Genomic DNA, 16,521 nt, shown 5'->3' with positions numbered 1-16,521 from the left:
GATGAGCGCTCGCCCGCGGCGAGGTCAATCGAAAAGTTTCGTGCCTTGATGTTTGTATGATTGCAGACAGACCCAAGTGTTGGCTATCATACTGAAGCTCCCGTGCCTCTTCCGGGCGGCATTCGCGTATGTCTAGAATTCGAAACCTTGCTCTCTGCGCTGCTCGAAGGGGCGGCCGCCTTCGCGTCCGGAGATCCGAATGAAAGACGTGGCCCAGCAACCGGCGGTGCTGGTCGCCGAAGCCGACGCGATCGTCGCCATGGATCTGAGCGACGCCCCGGAGGGGGCGGGCTACCGGGTGATCGGGCCGTTCGCGACGGCGGCCGAGGCGCTGCTGTCACTGGAGCGGGAGGCGCCGAGCGTGGCGGTCGTCGACCTGGTGCTCAAGGAAGGACCCTCCGACGCCCTGATCGCGCGGCTGCGCCAGTGCCGGCTGCCCTTCCTCGTCCATTCCGGCCTCGAGCGCGACGACCCCGCCGCCCGCGACGTCCGGGACGAGCCCTGGCTGCGCAAGCCGGCGCTGCCCTGGGACGTGGTGGCCCTGCTCGACGCGCTGACCCTCGACGAGCCGGCCATCGACCAGCCCGCCCTCGACGAGCCGGCTTTGGCCGCCGCCGGATCGGCGCCGGCGCATGAGGGGGCGGTCCATGCGCCCCCGACCCACGTCGAGCCCGTCGGCCGCGCACCCGCCGGCGATGCGCCGACCGCACCGGTCCGGCGGCTTCGGGCGGCCAGGGGCCGCAACCCGCTCGTGCGCAAGCTCGAGGGCTTCGCGGCCCTGTCGGAGGCCGACGAGGCGCTGCTGGAGCGGATCAGCGCCCCGTCGCGGATCGTCCCGTCGCAGACCGACCTCGCCCGCGAGGGCGACGCGCCGCAGGGCGTGTTCCTGATCCTGGAGGGCATCGCCTGCCGCCACAAGGTGCGCGCCACCGGCACCCGCCAGATCACCGCCTACCTGGTCCCGGGCGACCTCTGCGACCTCGACGTGGCGTTGCTGGACGCGATGGACCACTCGATCACCACGCTGTCGGCCTGCCGCGTGGTGCTGATCCCGCCGAGGACGGTGGTCGAGGTGATGGAGAGCCATCCCCGGATCGCCCGCGCGCTCCGGATGACCACGCTGGTGGACGAGGCGACGCTGCGCGAATGGCTGGTGAACGTCGGCTGCCGCTCGGCCCTGGAGCGGCTCGCGCACCTGTTCTGCGAGCTTCGCATCCGGCTGCAGGTGGTGGGGCTGGCCGAGGACGACAGCTACGACCTGCCGCTCACGCAGCTGGATCTCGCCGACACCACCGGCCTGTCGAACGTGCACCTCAACCGCACGCTGCAGGAGCTACGCCGGTCTGGGCTCATCGAGTTCCGCGGCAAGCGGGTGCGGATCCTCGACCTGCCCCGGCTGAGGGCGCTGGCCGAATTCAAGCCCAACTACCTCCATCTCGGCGAGCGGGCCGCCGCATGAGCCTGTTCCTGCAGCCCGTGCAGGTCGCCACGGGAAGCGACGACCACGAGAGCCGGCTCGTCTTCTCCGACGGCTTCCTCGTCGCCGTGCTGGTGCGCCTGTCCGACCAGCACGAGGACGGGGCGGGCCGCTGGTTCCTGGAGGCCGGCTTCGGGCCGCTCGACGACCCGCGGGCCCCCGTCTTCGTCGACCTCGACGCGGCACAGGCCTGGATCCGCGACCGGCTCGGCAAATCCTGAGCTCGATAAGTCCTGAACTGGGCAAGTCCTGAGCTGGGCAAGTCCTGGGTTCGGCAAATCCCGAGCTTGCTCCGCCGGGGCGTGCGCCGCGCCGCCCGCAGCGCCCTATCTCCGATCCATGATCATCTTCGATTGGGTCGTCGGCGTCCTGTTCGGCGCGGTGCTTCTGGCCGCTTTCGCGCGGCGGATCGGGGCGCCGTATCCGGCCTTCCTGGCGCTCGGCGGCGTCGGGCTGGCCTTCGTGCCGGGCGTGCCGAACCTCGAGCTCGATCCCGAGCTGGCGCTGGCGCTGTTCCTCGCCCCCGTGCTGATGGATGCCGGCTACGCCACCTCGCTGCGCGACCTGCGGGTGAACTGGCGCCCGATCGCCGGCCTCGCCTTCGGCGCGGTGGCGGTGACGACGATCGCCGTCGCCGTCGTCGCCAAGCTGCTGGTGCCGGGCATGCCGCTCGCCGCCTGCATCGTGCTCGGCGCGATCGTCGCGCCGCCCGACGCGGTGGCCGCGCTCTCGGTGCTGCGCCACGTCTCGCTGCCGCACCGCCTCACCACCATCCTGCGCGGCGAGAGCCTGCTCAACGATGCCGGTTCGCTGCTGATCTACCGGCTCGGCGTCGCGGCCGCCGCGAGCGGCGCCTTCCACGCCTCCGAGGTCGGCCCGACCTTCCTCGTCGGCGTGGTCGCGAGCCTGGTCGTCGGGCCGCTCGCGGGGTTCGCCTTCGTCGCCGGGATGCGGCGGGTGCAGGATGCGGCCAGCACCATCGTGCTGCAGTTCGTGGCCGCCTTCGGCATCTGGATCGCGGCCGAGCGCCTGGAGATGTCGGGGGTGCTGACGCTGGTCGCCTTCGCGATCACCGTGGCGCGCGGCACCCCCGGCATCACCGCGCCGCGCACCCGCATCATCTCCTACGCGGTCTGGAACACCGCCGTGTTCGTGCTCAACGTGCTGGCCTTCGTGCTGATCGGCATCCAGATCGGCCCGATCCTGCAGCGCCTCGCCGGCGCCGACCAGCTCGGCGCGCTCGCGCTCGCCGGCGCGGTCTTCGCCACGGTGGTGCTGGTGCGGATCGCCTGGGTGCTGCCGGCCTCCGCCCTGCCCGGCCTCGCCTTCGCCGAGCCCGGCCGCCACGCCTCCCGCGGCGCGATCGCGGTGTCGTGGGCGGGGATGCGCGGCATCCTCACCATCGCCACGGCGCTCGCCCTGCCGCAAGGCTTCCCCCAGCGCGACCTCATCGTGTTCGCCGCCTTCGGCACGGTGCTCGGCACCCTCGTGGTCCAGGGCCTGACCCTGAACCCGCTGCTCGCCCGGCTCGGCCTCGAGGACGACGACCCGGTCGGCCGCGAGGTGGGCCGCGCCCGGGCCGAAGCCTACCGCGCGGCGCTCGACAGCCTCGAGGGGGCCGAGGACGACGCCGGCACCGAGGCCCTGCGCGAGGAGCTTCGCGGCGCGCTCGCGGCGGCCGAGGACCACGACGAGGGCCGCGCCCCGGAATCGCTGCCCACCGACGGCCTGCGCCGCCGCGCCATCGGCGCCGCCCGCGACACGGTCATGCGCCTGCGCCGCGAGGGCGCGATCGGCGACGACGCCTACTTCGTGCTGGAGGAGGAGTTCGATTGGGCCGAATTGAACGCGACGCCGAAATCGGAGACGTGAGATCGGCCAGGACGGATGGGATCACGTGCCGCCACCGTTGGGCTGTATATACCGAAATAGGCTTGCGGACGTCGGGTTTCGGTGTAGACCGGAACCATGAGGTTCGCCTTCGACGAGCCGAAGCGACAGGCGAACATCGTCAAGCACGGCTTCGATCTCGCCGCGTTCGAGGAGGCCTTCAGTTTCGACCGCTTCCTGAACATCGCCGCCAAGCCGAGCCGCACCGGACGCGCCCGCTTCAAGCTGATCGGGACGTGGCACGGGGAAACGGTCGTCGTGGCGATCGTTTCGCCGCTCGGCTCCGAGGTGATCGACGTGATCAGCGTGCGGCGTGCCGGCCGGAAGGAGCGAGCGTCCTATGAGCAAGCGTGATCCTGCCCCGAGCTACGTCCCGAACGACGCCTATACCCAGGCGGATTGGGATGCCGTGTCCGACACGCCGCCCCTGACCGATGCGGAGCTGGCGCGCGCCAGGCCCGGCGTCGAAGGGATGCCGCCCGCGATGGCCGAGGCCTTCACCAAGAGGGCCGGCCGGCCGAAGGTCGAGCGGCGCAGCGTCCCGGTCTCCCTGCGCGTGCCGGCGGAGGTGCTGGACGCCTACAAGGCGGGCGGGCCGGGCTGGCAGACGCGAATGAACGCGGCGCTCGCAGCCGGGCTGGCGACGCACACCCAACGCGACCCTCGCCCTGATCGGAATCGCGCCGTCCTCGACGGGACGCAGGCGCCCTCGGCCGAGCGGCGCGCGATCAAGCGCACCGCCTGACCGCAAAGGCGAGGGACGCGCCCTAGAACATTGTCCGTGATCACCAGGTCACGGACAATGCTCTCCCTTGTTGTGATGTCGCACTGTCTTCACGCGAGCCGGCATCCACCTCGCTCGAAAAGGCTTCAGACCTGCGCGCCCACGCGCGCCTCGATCGCGTCCCACACGCTCACGGCGAGGTCCGGGCCGCCCAGGCGCTTGATCGCGCGGATGCCGGTCGGGGAGGTGACGTTGATCTCGGTGAGGTGCCCGTCGATCACGTCGATGCCGACGAGGATCAGGCCGCGGCGGCGCAGCTCCGGGCCGATCGTGGCGCAGATCTCGCGCTCCCGCTCGGTCAGGTCGGAGGGCCGGGCGGCGCCGCCGCGGACCATGTTGGAGCGGATGTCGTTCAGGGCCGGCACGCGGTTGATCGCGCCCATCGGCTCGCCGTCGACCAGGATGATGCGCTTGTCGCCCTCGGTGATCTTCTCGAGGAAGCGCTGCACCACCCACGCCTCGCGGAAGGTGACCGAGAACAGGTCGAACATCGAGCCGAAGTTCGGGTCGGTCTCGGAGACGCGGAACACCGCCGCGCCGCCGTGGCCGTGCAGCGGCTTCATCGCCACGGTGCCGTGCTCGCGGCGAAAGTCCTCGATCTCCGCCTTGTCGCGGGAGATCAGCGTCGGCGGCATCAGGTCGGGGAAGTCGAGGACGAAGAGCTTTTCCGGCGCGTTGCGGACTTCGGCCGGGTTGTTCACCACCAGCGTCTGCGGGTGGATCTTCTCCAGCATGTGGGTCGCGGTGATGTAGGCCATGTCGAAGGGCGGGTCCTGGCGCATCAGCACCACGTCGGCCTCCGACAGGTCGATCCGCTCGATCTCGCCGAGCGTCGCGTGCGCGCCCTCCACGTCCTGCACGGTCAGCGCCTGCACCCGCGCGGTGACGCGGCGGCCCTGCATCGAGAGCCGGTCGGGGGTGTAGTAGATCAGCCGGTGGCCGCGCGCCTGCGCCTCGAGCAGCAGGGCGAAGGTGGTGTCGCCGGCGATGCGGATCGCCTGGATCGGGTCCATCTGGACCGCAACGGTCAAAGCCATGTCGTCGGGCTCCACTCATGACGCGGCCGGCTCCCTGGGGAATCGCCGCATCCCCCCGGACCGAGCCGGCCGCTCGTCGTCCCCATCGTCGCTTCGGGCGCGTCGCGGACGCGCCCGGACCGCTCAATCCTCCGGCATCGACTTGCCGCCGGTGCGCTTGTCGTAGTCGCCGATGGCGTTGCGGCACTCGGGCGACAGGCGCTTGCGGTTGCGCGTCATGCAGGCCTCGGCCGCCGGGCTGTTCGGGTCGACGCCCGCGCAGAGGCGGAAATAGTCGTTGGCGCAGCCGAGCTGCAGCCCCTGGTCCTCGCGCTGGGCCTGCGCCGGGCTGCCGGCGAGCGCCAGCAGGGCGAGCGGGAGGGCCGCCAGCGCCACGGGGCGGAGCATCCGGGGCAGCTTTGCGCCACGGGCGTGTCGAAACGTGTCCAGTCGCATCCAGCGTGGTCCTTGCTTGTCGGTCATGGAATCCCGGGCGGCGGGTCCGCGAGGGGCGCATCCGCGAATGGCACGGCATATCGGGCCCGACGGTCGCTAGGCAAGCGCCCTGACCGTGCGACGGTTCCGCTTCGGCCGCTCCGCTACCGCAACGCAGCATCGGCCGCGATCCCCCGGGCGACGGCGTCCGCCGGCACGGATCGGCCCGGCGCAGAAGAAGGGCCCCGCCCGGGTCGCGAGCAGGGCCCAGTCGTTGGGAGGAAACGCCCGCCATGGGCGGATCCGATCCTGCAAGGGGCAGGCCAACGGCGTGCCGGGGCCGGCACGCGCCGCGCGATGCGGCCCCGCACGCCGTTCGGGCGCGCGCGCCTCCGGGAAACGATGCGTTAACCATGGCGTGCTGATCTGCCGGCCATCGACACGCCGTCGCCCTTGCCGACGCCCCGCCCCGGGGCCCGGGCGCGATGCCCGGATCAGCCGACAGGTGCCCCCCATGACCGTCTCCCGACCCGCCGCCCTCCGTTCCGACCCGCCGGCCGTCGACGACGTCGCGCCGCGCGTGCCGGCCGGCCGCGTGGTGCCGTTCCCCGCCGCGCCCCGGCCCCCCCGGCGTCCCGAGGCCGGCGAGCGCCGCGGCGAGATCCTGCTGTTCCTCGGCGTGCGCTACGAGCGCCTCGCCTCCTGATCCGGCCCCCGGCGGGCGACCCGCCGGCCCGACGATCCCCGCATCCCACCCCATCGACACCCGAACGAGGCGGACCATGCCAAGTCAGGGCCGGCCGAGTCAGCCCCGGCCGAGTCAGGCCCGGCGCGTGCCGATTCCGATCGCCGGCGCCCGGCGCCGCGCGAGCCCAGTCGCGACCTGCGCGCTCACCGCCGCGCTCCTCACCGCGCTGCTGGCCGCCTGCGCCCAGGAGGGCGATTTCGGCCGCCCGAAGGCCGGCGCCTGGAACAGCCTGGTCGAGACCACCGGGACGCTGGCCGCCCGCGAGCGCGAGGAGCCGGCCTCCGCCTTCCCGCTGACCGACGAGGAGCAGACGCTGCGCGCGCGCGCCTGGCGCTTCCTGATGCCGGCGGCCCCCGAGGCCGCGTTCGTCGACGTGCTCGCCAACCTTACCCGCGCCCGCGTGCTGCCGCCGTCGTGGCGCCCGGGGGACGTCGCCGCCTATCACGACGCCCTCGTCGCCGAGCCCGCCCGCTCGCCGGTCTCGCGCTACCGCCGGCTGTCCGAGGACGCGACCGCCGACGCCCGGCTGATCCCGCCCTTCGTCGCGATCGCCGCGCGGGTGATCGACGCCGACGCCCTGCGGCTGCGCAGCCTTCCCTTCGCCAGGGCGCTCGACGATGTCGACGTGCGCAACGCCGCCATGCGGGTGGCCGAGAACCGATGCCTGATCGCCTGGGTCCGGCTCGAACTGGCCGAGCGCACCGCGCGCTACCGCTACGCGGTCGAGCACCTCGTCGTCGCGCTGCCCGGCCCGGAGGCCGTGGGGGCGGAGCGCAGCATCGGCGTGCTCGCCGCCCGCCGCGCGCTGCTCGACCCGCTGCTCCCGCGCGAGGCCGCCTTCCGCTGCGGCCTCGTGCCCGGCGAGGATGGGGCCGCGGCGTTGCCGCCGGTGCGCCCGCTGGTCGTGAAGGACTGAAAGGCGGCGCGCGACGCCACGTTCCGTTGTAAGATCGTTTCGTCCTCTATAAAGAACGCCTCGGCGGGGCCGTCGGATCGCACCGCGGACCGATTCCCGGGAGGAGGGGAAGCGATGACCGAACCGAAAGCAGCGCGCACGATCGCGGCCACCAACGGCGTGGCCGAGGACACCGCGTACGGCGCCGTCATCGCCCCGATCCATCTCTCGACGACCTACAAGTTCCCGGCCTTCGAGAAGCCGGGGCCGTACGACTACTCGCGGCTGGGCAACCCGACGCGCGACCAGCTCGCCGACACCATCGCCAAGCTCGAGGGCGGCGCCCGCGCGGTCGTGGTGTCGAGCGGCATGGCGGCCCTCGACCTGGCGCTGTCGAGCCTGCGGCCGGGCGACCTCCTGATCGCCCCGCACGATTGCTACGGCGGCACGCACCGCCTGCTCAGCCTGCGCAGCGCGCGCGGGCACTACACGGTTGCCTTCGTCGACCAGAACGACCCGGCGGCTTTGGCCGCGGCCTTCGCGAGAAGGCCCAAGGTCGTGCTGATCGAGACGCCGAGCAACCCGCTGATGCGCGTCGTCGACGTCCGCCGCGTCACCGGGCTCGCCCGCGAGGCCGGCGCGCTCTCGGTGGTCGACAACACCTTCCTGTCGCCGGCCCTGCAGCGGCCCCTGGCGCTCGGGGCCGACCTCGTCGTGCACGCGACCACCAAGTTCCTCAACGGGCATTCCGACGTGGTCGGGGGCGCGGTGGTCGCGGCCGACGCCAAGGTCGGCGAGGAGCTCGCCGCCTGGGCCAACACCATCGGCGTCACCGGCTCGCCGTTCGACGCCTACCTCACGCTGCGGGGCGTGCGCACCCTGTTCGTGCGGATCGAGCAGCAGCAGAAGACTGCCGGGCGTCTCGCGGCGTTCCTGGCCGGCCACCCGGCCGTCGCCGCGGTGTACTATCCCGGCCTTGAGACCCATCCGGGCCACGCCCTCGCCAAGGCGCAGCAGAGCGGCTTCGGCGCCATGCTGAGCTTCGAGCTCGCGGGCGGGCGCGAGGCGGTGCGGCGGTTCGTGGCGGTGCTGCGGGTGTTCACGCTGGCCGAGTCCCTCGGCGGGGTCGAGAGCCTGATCTCGCACGCCGAGACCATGACTCATGCGGCGATGGATCCCGACGCGCGCGCGATCGCCGGCATCACCGGCGGGCTGCTGCGGCTGTCGATCGGGCTCGAGGCGGAGGACGACCTCCTGGCCGACCTGTCCCGCGCGCTCGACGCCCTCCCGCCCGCCTGAAGGTCCGCGCGGCGGCCGCCCGCGCCGGCTCAGCCGCCGCTGCCCGGGCGTTCCGCTTCGCCGCGCATCGCGTTGAGGACGCGGCGCCGGGCCTGGGGATCGCGGATCGAGAGCCAGAGCTGCAGCAGGGACGCCAGCTCGCCGAGCTCGCCGGCCGACTGTGCTCCGGCCTCTCGCTCTCCGGCCCCTTGCGCTCGGTCCCCGTGCGCTCCGGCCACGAAGGCTTCCACGGGCAGCCCGAGGGCGTCGGCGATCGCTTGCAGGGAATGCACGTTGTCGTTGACCATGCCATCGGTACGAACGTACCGGTCGGAAGGTTGCCGGTTTGAATACAAAATCCATACAATTCGGCCGCGGATCGCCACACGCTTTCGTGAGGGGATCGCGTCGCGGCGCAGGCGACCGTTCTCAGGCCGGCGGATCGTCGCGCAGGATCCGCATCGCGCTTCCCTCGGCCTCGTGCCGGTGGATCGGCTCGACGCGGCCGCCGAGGTGGCGGCCGAGGAAGGCTTCGGCCCGGGCGTGGAAGGCGAGGCTGTTCTCCGGCCGGGCGAAGCCGTGGCCCTCGTCGGGGAACAGCAGGTAGGTGACCGGGATGCGCTTGGCGACGAGCGCCGCGACCATCTGGTCGGATTCCGCCTGCCGCACCCGCGGATCGTTCGCGCCCTGCGCGATCAGCAGCGGCACCCGGATCCAGTCGGCGACGTGGACCGGCGAGCGCGCGCGGTCGACCGCGTAGGCCAGCGGGTCGGTGGTTCTCGTGGCCGTCCGTGTCCTGCAGGTAGAGCAGGTGGCGCCCGTCATAGGCCCATTCGTAGTCGCGGATGCCGCGGTGGCGGTCGGCGGTCACCGGCGCGCCGGAAGCCGGGTCGCCGGCCGGCCCGACCCGGAGGTTCAGCACGCCCTCGACCGGCGCGAGCCAGGCCAGCCGCGTCCCGTCGCGGCTGATCCGGTAGGCGGTCCGCAGCGGGTTGCCGAACAGGTGCGCCCGCGGGATCAGCTCGATCATCGAGGTCGTCCTCCCGCGCCGCCGGCCCGCGGCCGCTCCGCCCGGCATTCGGACCGGAGCGCCCCGGTTCCGCAAGCCCGGCGCTCCTCAAGGGCACCCGGCGTCGGGCCGGCCGTGCACGCGGTCGAGGGCCGTGGCCAGGGCGGTGGCCAGCGCCGGCTCCAGCGTCTGAAGCTCGGCGAGATGGGCCGTCGTCAGCTGCTGCAGCACCGCCATCGCCTTCGGCGTCAGCGTCAGCGCCATGCGGCGCCGGTCCCGGGCCTCAGCGGCCTTGGTCAGGAAGCCCTTGTCGACCATGCGCGCGACCAGCTCCGCCGCGGTCTGCGGCGCGATCAGCAGCTGCTCGGCCACGAACCCGACGGTGGGCGGCCCGTCATGCCCGGCGATCGCCAGCAGCGCCTGATGCTGCTGCGCCGGCAGGCCGACCTTGCCGGCCGCCGCCTCGCTGAAGGCGAGGAAGCGCCGCAGCTCCAGCCGGAAGCGCGCGATCGCGGCATAGGCCTCCCGCGAGAGGACGGGCCCCGCATCCGAATCCATCGGGCATCTCCGGTCAGGGGTTTAATATATCGTATTACGATATATATATCGGGCGTCACCGCATCCTACAGGAGGTTCGACCGCATGCAGGCCACCCAGCCAGCCGCGCCCGCCGGGCGTCGGGCTCTCGGCGATTTCCGGACCGACCGACGCCTCGTCCGCCTCTGCGCCATGGCCGTGATCATCGGCCTCGGCAGCACGGTCGCGGCCTGGGCCCTGCTCGCGCTGATCGCCTTCGTGACGAACCTCGTCTGGTTCGGCCGGGTCGACGCGACGGCGACCTCGCTGGCGCGGGCGATGCCGTCGCTCTGGATGGTCTGCGTGCCGCCGCTCGGCGGCCTGGTCATCGGCCTGATGGCGCGGTTCGGCTCCGAGAAGATCCGCGGCCACGGCATTCCCGAGGCGATCGAGGCGATCCTGATCGGCGGCAGCCGCATGTCGCCGAAGGTCGCCGTGCTGAAGCCGGTCTCGTCCGCGATCTCGATCGGCACCGGCGGCCCGTTCGGCGCCGAGGGGCCGATCATCATGACCGGCGGCGCCATCGGCTCGCTGTTCGCGCAGTTCTTCCACTTGAGCGCCGCCGAGCGGAAGACGCTCCTCGTCGCCGGCGCCGCCGCCGGCATGACCGCGATCTTCGGCACGCCGGTCGCCGCGGTGCTGCTCGCGGTGGAGCTGCTGCTGTTCGAGTGGCGCCCGCGCAGCTTCATCCCGGTGGTGGCCGCCGCCGTCACCGCCACGATGCTGCGGCCGGCGCTGTTCGGGTCCGGCCCGCTCTTCCCCTTCGCCGCCGACCCGGTGCTGCCGTGGTGGGGGCTCGCCGCCTGCGTCGCCGTCGGCGTCGTCGCGGGGCTGCTCTCGGGCGTGCTGACGACGCTGCTCTACGGGATCGAGGACGCGTTCGAGCGCCTGCCGATCCACTGGATGTGGTGGCCGGCGCTCGGCGGCCTCGCCGTCGGCCTCGGCGGGCTGGTCGAGCCGCGCGCCCTCGGCGTCGGCTACGACGTCATCGCCGACCTGCTCGGCGGGCACATGCTGGTCCGGGCCGTCCTGCTGATCCTGCTGGTCAAGGCGGCGATCTGGCTCGTCGCGCTCTCGTCCGGCACCTCGGGCGGCGTGCTCGCGCCGCTGCTGATCCTCGGCGGGGCGATGGGCTGGCTCGTCGGGTCGGTGCTGCCGGGCGAGCCCGGGTTCTGGGCCCTGCTCGGCATGGCGGCGATGCTCGGCGGCACGATGCGGGCGCCGCTCACCGGCACGCTGTTCGCCGTCGAGCTGACCGGCGACGTCCACGCGCTGCCGGCGCTGCTGGCGGCGTCGGCGGCCGCCTACGGGGTGACGGTGCTGCTGCTCAAGCGCTCGATCCTGACGGAGAAGATCGCGCGGCGCGGCCAGCACATCACCCGCGAATACGGCATCGACCCCTACGAGCTCACCCGCGTCGCCGCGGTGATGGTGCCCGCGGTCGAGACGCTCGACGCCGGCCTGACGCTCGCCGAGGCGGTCGCGGCGGTGGAGGCGGGGCGCCACGACGCCTACCCGGTGGTGGACGGCGCGCACCGCCCCGTCGGCCTCGTCACCCGCGGCGACGCGCTGCTGTGGCGGGCGGAGGGGAACCGCGCGGGCGAGCGGCTGAGCGAGCGGGTCTCGGATGGGTCGCTGGCCGTCGTCCATCCGGGCGACGTCGCGGCGCACGCCGTCGACCTGATGCTGACGACCGGCCAGGGCCGCCTGCCGGTGACCGATGCGGAGACCGGCGCGCTGGTTGGGCTCGTCACGCGCAAGGACCTGCTGCAGGTCCGCGCCGCCGTGAACCGGTCGGAGGCCGAGCGCCGGGCCTACTTCGCGCGGAAGCGGCCGGCGCCGACGGCGTGACGTCGGCCGTTCGGCTCCACGTCAGCCGTTCGGCTTGGCCCGGCCGGCCGGCGGCGGGCTTGTCGGCGAGGGACTTGCGGGCGGCGGGCTTGCCGGCGCTGCGCTGGCCGGCGCCGGGTCGGGATCCGGCTCGTCCGGGCTGTCGGTGGTGCAGGAGACCGCCTGCACCGCGTCGTTGGCGGCCTGCCGCTGGCTCGGCAGGGCGGCGATGACGCGGACCACGACGAATCCCTGGTCGCTCGGGGCGACGATCCGCACGTCGCGGCTCGGCTCGTTCTCGTCGTCGCTGGCGAGCGCCGCGTCGTACTGCGCCCGGGTCAGCACCACGAGGTCGAGGGCGCCGCGCACCGCCGCCTGGTCGGTCACCGCGTAGAAGGCGCCCTTCCGCCCGTGCACCGCCAGCGACAGCATCATCGCGCCGGTGCGGGCCGAGACCCGCATCGGGCCGTCGTCCAGGTCGTAGGCGCAGACGCCGACTGCGACCGACGGGTCGGGGATCGGCAGCCACGCCTCGGCCGGCGCCGCCTCGCCGTGGGTCGCCAGCGTGTAGACCCGCTGCGGGTGCTCCAGGCTCTCGCTGGAGCGGGCGCGGGTGAGGGCGTCGGTCTCCGACAGGGCGGGAATCGCGAGCACCGTCGCCACGTGGACGATGCCGGCGAGCGCCAGCCCGCAGGCGGTGGCGTAGATGACGCGCAGGTTCACGAGGCGCATCCCGTCCGGGTGATGGCCGGGACGGCGTCGCGGTCGAGCGTCCCGGCGCTGGCGGCCACGGGGGTGTCGTAGAGGCGCAGCGCCAGCCGGATCGGCCCGCTGGCGCGCGGGCTCGGCAGCCAGTTGCCGGGCTCGACCTCGGGGCCGAGGAGGATCGCGAAGCGCCCGTCGGCCTCGCGCAGGATCTCGGTGGCGGTGAAGCCCTCGCGCACCGGCTGGCGGCCGGGCTCGGGCGCGCCGCGGCCGGCCACCGTCAGCGTCCAGGCGCGGGCCGGCGGGGTGACGCCGGCGATGCGGTAGGTGCAGGTCGCGTCGAGCGCCCGCCCGGCATCGTCGACCGCGGCGGTGAGCAGCAGCCCCTCGCCGACCGCGAGCGGCACCTCGCCCCGGCGGGCGTTGACGGCGCGGGTATAGGGGTCGGCCGCGGTCGAGCCGGCCCGCGGCCACGCGGTCCAGGCCCCCACCGTGACGCCGCCGAACGGGTAGCCGCCCCGCGTCGCCCAGTCGGCGCTGGCGAGCCCGAGGCCGGCGCCGAGCGCGAGCGCGTACAGGGCGAGCGCGGCCGGCGAGGCGCCGGAGGCGAGCTTCCGCAGGCGGCCGGCGGCCGTGCCGGTGCCCCTGTCCGTGCCCCTGTCGGTGCCTTGCCGCGGGCTCGGCTCGCGCCGCGCGTCCGCGGCCTGCGGCGCGACCGCCGTCGCGGCCGGATCGATGCCCGACGCCATGGCCGTCACCGGGTCTCGAAGCGGCCGCCGACGGAGCGGGTGCCTTCGGCGACGTCGCGGGTCGTGGCGGCCGGCGCCAGGCTCGCGCCCGGGCGCGGCTCGCCGGCGGCGGGCTTGGCCTCGCCCGCATCGGGCCGGGCCCGCTCGACGGTGCGGAACAGGCCGTTGAGGCCGCCGATCACCTCGAAGCTCCGGCGCGAGAGCTTGCCGTAGCTGGTCGCGGCCGGATCGGTCGGGGCGGCGGCGGCGGCCTGGGCGGCGGCGGCGTTCGGGGCCTTGAGCCCCGGCAGGGGCTTGAGCTCGATGCCCTGGTGGGCGACCTCGAGCACGTCGTGCCAGGCGGAGGCGGGGAGCGAGCCGCCGGTCATCTTGTTGGTCGAGGTGTGGTCGTCGTTGCCGAACCAGACCGCGGCGACGTAGTTGCCGGTGTAGCCGACGAACCAAGCGTCGCGGTAGGCGTTCGTGGTGCCGGACTTGCCCGCGACCTTCATGCCCTCGAGCTGCGCGCGGCGGCCGGTGCCCTCCTCGACCACCTTGTTCAGCATGTAGTTCATGTCGGCCACGACCTGGGTCGAGAGCACCTGCTCGGGCTTCTCGTCGTCGTGCCGGTAGATCACCTCGCCGCTGGAGTTCTTCACCTCGGAGGCCGCGTAGGGCTTCGCCTTGCGCCCGCCGTTGGCGAACACCGCGTAGGCCGCGGCCTGGTCGATCACCGTGACCTCGGCCGAGCCGATCGGCAGCGAGACGGAATCGACCAGCGGCGTGGTGATGCCCATGCGGTGGGCCGTGTCGATGATCTTGGCGCGGCCCGCCTTCGCCGCCGGGAAGTCGCCCTTGATCCCGAGGCCCTTGCCGATGGCGATCGAGACCTTGATCGGGATCGTGTTGATCGATTTGGCCACCGCGAGCCACATCGGCTGGCGCCCGGAATAGGAGCGGCCGTAATTCTGCGGGCACCAGTTGCCGAGGCAGACGGGGCTGTCGACGACCACCGTGTCCGGCCGGAACAGGCCCGAGCTCAGCGCCGCCGCGTAGACGTAGGGCTTGAACGACGAGCCGGGCTGGCGCAGCGCGTCGGTGGCGCGGTTGAACTGGCTCTCGCCGTAATCGGCGCCGCCGACCATCGCGCGCAGGGCGCCGTCGGGATCGAGGATCACCATCGCCGCCTCGTCGACGTCGTAGGCCTCGCCGGACTTGCGCAGGATGTCGGCCACCACCTGGTCGGCGCGCTTCTGGATGCCGAGGTCGAGCGGCGTCTTCACCGTCAGCACCCGGTCGCTCTTGAACTTGCCCGCGTCGGCCATGGCCTTGATCTCGCCGAAGGCCCAGTCGAGGTAGTAGTCGGCGGTGATGTCGCGGGTGCGCGTCACCGGCGTCGCCGGGTTGCGCAGCGCCGTCTGGATCTGCCCCTCGGTGACGAAGCCGGCCTCGACCATGTTGTGCAGCACGTCGACGGCGCGCGCGCGGGCCGCCGGAAGGTTGACGCTCGGCGCGTACTTGCTCGGCGCCTTGAACAGGCCGGCCAGCATCGCGGCCTCGGCCAGGCTGATGTCCTTCAGCGGCTTGCCGAAATAGTAGTCCGCCGCCGCCACCGCGCCGAAGGTGCCGCCGCCCATGTAGGCGCGGTCGAGGTAGAGCTTCAGGATCTCGTTCTTGGTCAGGTGGCTCTCGAGCCACAGGGCCAGGAAGGCCTCGTTGATCTTGCGCTCCAGCGAGCGCTCGTTGGTGAGGAACAGGTTCTTGGCGAGCTGCTGCGTGATCGACGAGCCGCCCTGGGTGTTGCCGCCGCCGCGCGAGTTGTTGACCAGCGCCCGCATCGTACCGATCGGGTCGATGCCCCAGTGCTCGTAGAAGCGCCGGTCCTCGGTCGAGACCAGGGCCTTGATCATGATGTCGGGAAATTCGTCGAGCTTGAGCGAGTCGTCGTGCTTGATCCCGCGCCGCCCGACCTCGGTGCCGTAGCGGTCGAGGAAGGTGACCGCGAGGTCCTGCTGCTTCAGCCAGTTGTCGCTGGTGAGGTTGAAGGCGGGCTGCGCCATCGCCAGCATCAGGATCGCAGCCCCGGTGCCGAGCGTCGTGGCTTCGCTCGTCAGGTCGAGGGCGACCCGCTTCCAGCCGCGGAAGGCGAAGACCTTCATCCGCTCCTGGAAGCGGCCGTAGGCCGCGCCGCCGGAGACGCCGCTGTCGTAGAGGCCCGCATTGACCCACGCGTCGAAGGCCAGCGACGCGTGCCTGATGCGGGTGAGGAGACGAGAGACGTTCGGCAGGCGCACGACGGGGTTCCGGCTCCTAGAGACGCCTCGACGGACCCGCGGACGACGGGGCCGTGCCCCTCTCTACCAAGCCGCGGGGCCTTTCGCGAGATGGAACGCGGCCCTCGCGGCGATGGGTCCGGCGGGTGCCCGAGAAAGGTCGCGTCAACCTTGATGCGGGATTGGGGCGGCCCCGGGGCGAGGTTGCGCGGCCGGCGCCCATGCGGCACAGGAGAGCGCTTCAGCCCTTGAGACACGAGAGGTGTTCCCGATGGGGAACCCCAAGCCCGCCCCCGCGGGTGCCGCCCTGCCGTTCTGGCGGGAGAAATCCCTCGATGCGATGACGCCGGCCGAGTGGGAGAGCCTGTGCGACGGCTGCGGCCGCTGCTGCCTGCTCAAGCTCGAGGACGACGACACCGGCGAGGTCCACCACACCGACGTCGGCTGCACGCTGCTCGACGGCCACCATTGCCGCTGCCGCGACTACGCCAAGCGCCAGGTCCGCGTGCCGGACTGCGTCCGCCTCACGCCGGAGGCGGTGCGCACGATCCCGTGGCTGCCGCCCACCTGCGCCTACCGCCTGGTCCGCGACGGCGAGCCGCTGTTCGACTGGCACCCGCTGATCTCGGGCTCGCGCAACAGCGTCCACGACGCCGGCATCTCGATCCGCGGCCGGATGGCCGGCAACGAGGAGGAGTTCTCCGACGACGAGCTCCCGGACCGGATCGTCGACTGGCCGACGGCGATGCCGGGCGAGGAGGGGTAGGGGCCGGGCTGGTCCGTGATGACCCGCTGCGCCGTTCGTTGAGGTCGCGGCCCCGGCGGTCTATGCACGGGCCCCATGGACCTCCTCCAAGCTTCCGCGAGTCGATCCCCG

At 72.9% G+C, this 16,521-nt stretch carries 18 protein-coding genes; 10 read left to right on the top strand and 8 right to left on the bottom strand.

Annotation, left to right across the window (positions count from 1 at the left end; genetic code table 11):
- The first annotated feature begins 199 nt into the window (after nucleotides 1–199).
- The 5 genes from MKK60_RS16470 (at nucleotide 200) to MKK60_RS16450 (ending at nucleotide 4,112) form a co-directional block, all read left to right on the top strand.
- Nucleotides 200–1,459, top strand: a complete 1,260-nt coding sequence (locus tag MKK60_RS16470) for a helix-turn-helix domain-containing protein (protein ID WP_243987367.1) — start codon at nucleotides 200–202, stop codon at nucleotides 1,457–1,459.
- On the top strand, nucleotides 1,456–1,698 hold the full coding sequence (locus MKK60_RS16465) for a hypothetical protein (RefSeq protein WP_147728911.1): 243 nt from the start codon (nucleotides 1,456–1,458) through the stop codon (nucleotides 1,696–1,698). The genes MKK60_RS16470 and MKK60_RS16465 overlap by 4 nt, the downstream gene beginning before the upstream one ends.
- A gap of 118 nt (nucleotides 1,699–1,816) precedes the next feature.
- Nucleotides 1,817–3,349 (top strand): cation:proton antiporter, encoded by a 1,533-nt coding sequence (locus tag MKK60_RS16460; RefSeq protein WP_243987365.1) that lies wholly within the window; start codon nucleotides 1,817–1,819, stop codon nucleotides 3,347–3,349.
- A 96-nt stretch (nucleotides 3,350–3,445) separates the two neighbouring features.
- Nucleotides 3,446–3,721 (top strand): BrnT family toxin, encoded by a 276-nt coding sequence (locus MKK60_RS16455; protein ID WP_147842842.1) that lies wholly within the window; start codon nucleotides 3,446–3,448, stop codon nucleotides 3,719–3,721.
- Nucleotides 3,708–4,112, top strand: a complete 405-nt coding sequence (locus MKK60_RS16450; RefSeq protein WP_243987363.1) for a BrnA antitoxin family protein — start codon at nucleotides 3,708–3,710, stop codon at nucleotides 4,110–4,112. The genes MKK60_RS16455 and MKK60_RS16450 overlap by 14 nt, the downstream gene beginning before the upstream one ends.
- A 125-nt stretch (nucleotides 4,113–4,237) precedes the next feature.
- Here MKK60_RS16450 and gshB read toward each other — a convergent pair whose 3' ends face one another.
- A complete protein-coding gene (gene gshB, locus MKK60_RS16445) occupies nucleotides 4,238–5,188 on the bottom strand; it encodes a glutathione synthase (protein ID WP_243938243.1) in 951 nt (316 codons plus the stop codon).
- A 123-nt stretch (nucleotides 5,189–5,311) separates the two neighbouring features.
- Nucleotides 5,312–5,575, bottom strand: coding sequence for a hypothetical protein (locus MKK60_RS16440; RefSeq protein ID WP_147729324.1), 264 nt, complete (start codon nucleotides 5,573–5,575; stop codon nucleotides 5,312–5,314).
- Between the two features lie 541 nt (nucleotides 5,576–6,116).
- Here MKK60_RS16440 and MKK60_RS16435 point away from each other — a divergent pair.
- The 3 genes from MKK60_RS16435 to metB all read left to right on the top strand — a co-directional run bounded on the left by MKK60_RS16435 (nucleotide 6,117) and on the right by metB (nucleotide 8,544).
- On the top strand, nucleotides 6,117–6,308 hold the full coding sequence (locus tag MKK60_RS16435) for a hypothetical protein (protein ID WP_243933708.1): 192 nt from the start codon (nucleotides 6,117–6,119) through the stop codon (nucleotides 6,306–6,308).
- A gap of 133 nt (nucleotides 6,309–6,441) precedes the next feature.
- Nucleotides 6,442–7,266: a hypothetical protein gene (locus tag MKK60_RS16430; protein ID WP_405044454.1), complete on the top strand. Its 825-nt coding sequence runs from the start codon at nucleotides 6,442–6,444 to the stop codon at nucleotides 7,264–7,266.
- A gap of 114 nt (nucleotides 7,267–7,380) precedes the next feature.
- The gene (gene metB / locus MKK60_RS16425; RefSeq protein ID WP_243987361.1) at nucleotides 7,381–8,544 is read left to right on the top strand and encodes a cystathionine gamma-synthase; all 1,164 of its coding nucleotides are present in this window, start codon (nucleotides 7,381–7,383) and stop codon (nucleotides 8,542–8,544) included.
- A 29-nt stretch (nucleotides 8,545–8,573) separates the two neighbouring features.
- On the opposite strand, the gene MKK60_RS16420 is transcribed toward metB, so the two are convergent.
- From MKK60_RS16420 to MKK60_RS16410, 3 genes are all read right to left on the bottom strand, one after another.
- Nucleotides 8,574–8,831, bottom strand: a complete 258-nt coding sequence (locus MKK60_RS16420) for a hypothetical protein (protein WP_243987354.1) — start codon at nucleotides 8,829–8,831, stop codon at nucleotides 8,574–8,576.
- Nucleotides 8,832–8,952: 121 nt separating this feature from the next.
- Nucleotides 8,953–9,348 carry an alpha/beta hydrolase family protein gene (locus tag MKK60_RS16415; protein ID WP_243987351.1) on the bottom strand — a complete coding sequence of 132 codons (396 nt, stop codon included), beginning with the start codon at nucleotides 9,346–9,348 and terminating at the stop codon, nucleotides 8,953–8,955.
- Between the two features lie 292 nt (nucleotides 9,349–9,640).
- A complete protein-coding gene (locus tag MKK60_RS16410) occupies nucleotides 9,641–10,090 on the bottom strand; it encodes a MarR family winged helix-turn-helix transcriptional regulator (protein WP_147729017.1) in 450 nt (149 codons plus the stop codon).
- An 84-nt stretch (nucleotides 10,091–10,174) separates the two neighbouring features.
- Here MKK60_RS16410 and MKK60_RS16405 point away from each other — a divergent pair, with 84 nt between their 5' ends.
- Nucleotides 10,175–11,959: a chloride channel protein gene (locus MKK60_RS16405; RefSeq protein ID WP_243987350.1), complete on the top strand. Its 1,785-nt coding sequence runs from the start codon at nucleotides 10,175–10,177 to the stop codon at nucleotides 11,957–11,959.
- Between the two features lie 21 nt (nucleotides 11,960–11,980).
- Here the strand turns inward: MKK60_RS16405 and MKK60_RS16400 are convergent, their stop codons facing one another.
- The 3 genes from MKK60_RS16400 to MKK60_RS16390 are packed head-to-tail and all read right to left on the bottom strand — an operon-like array spanning nucleotide 11,981 to nucleotide 15,665.
- A complete protein-coding gene (locus MKK60_RS16400; RefSeq protein ID WP_243987348.1) occupies nucleotides 11,981–12,670 on the bottom strand; it encodes a hypothetical protein in 690 nt (229 codons plus the stop codon).
- Nucleotides 12,658–13,392: a DUF1214 domain-containing protein gene (locus MKK60_RS16395; protein ID WP_147859939.1), complete on the bottom strand. Its 735-nt coding sequence runs from the start codon at nucleotides 13,390–13,392 to the stop codon at nucleotides 12,658–12,660. The genes MKK60_RS16400 and MKK60_RS16395 overlap by 13 nt, the downstream gene beginning before the upstream one ends.
- A gap of 5 nt (nucleotides 13,393–13,397) precedes the next feature.
- Complete coding sequence (locus tag MKK60_RS16390; protein ID WP_243938228.1) at nucleotides 13,398–15,665, bottom strand: transglycosylase domain-containing protein; 2,268 nt, start codon at nucleotides 15,663–15,665, stop codon at nucleotides 13,398–13,400.
- A 250-nt stretch (nucleotides 15,666–15,915) separates the two neighbouring features.
- On the opposite strand from MKK60_RS16390, the gene MKK60_RS16385 reads away from it, so the two are divergent.
- Nucleotides 15,916–16,410 (top strand): YcgN family cysteine cluster protein, encoded by a 495-nt coding sequence (locus MKK60_RS16385; protein ID WP_147728252.1) that lies wholly within the window; start codon nucleotides 15,916–15,918, stop codon nucleotides 16,408–16,410.
- Nucleotides 16,411–16,521 lie beyond the last annotated feature (111 nt).

The sequence above is a fragment of the Methylobacterium sp. J-092 genome (genome assembly GCF_022829325.1).
Taxonomy (GTDB): domain Bacteria; phylum Pseudomonadota; class Alphaproteobacteria; order Rhizobiales; family Beijerinckiaceae; genus Methylobacterium.
Note: the sequence above shows the minus strand (reverse complement) of the source record. Positions and strands in the feature narration are given on the sequence as shown.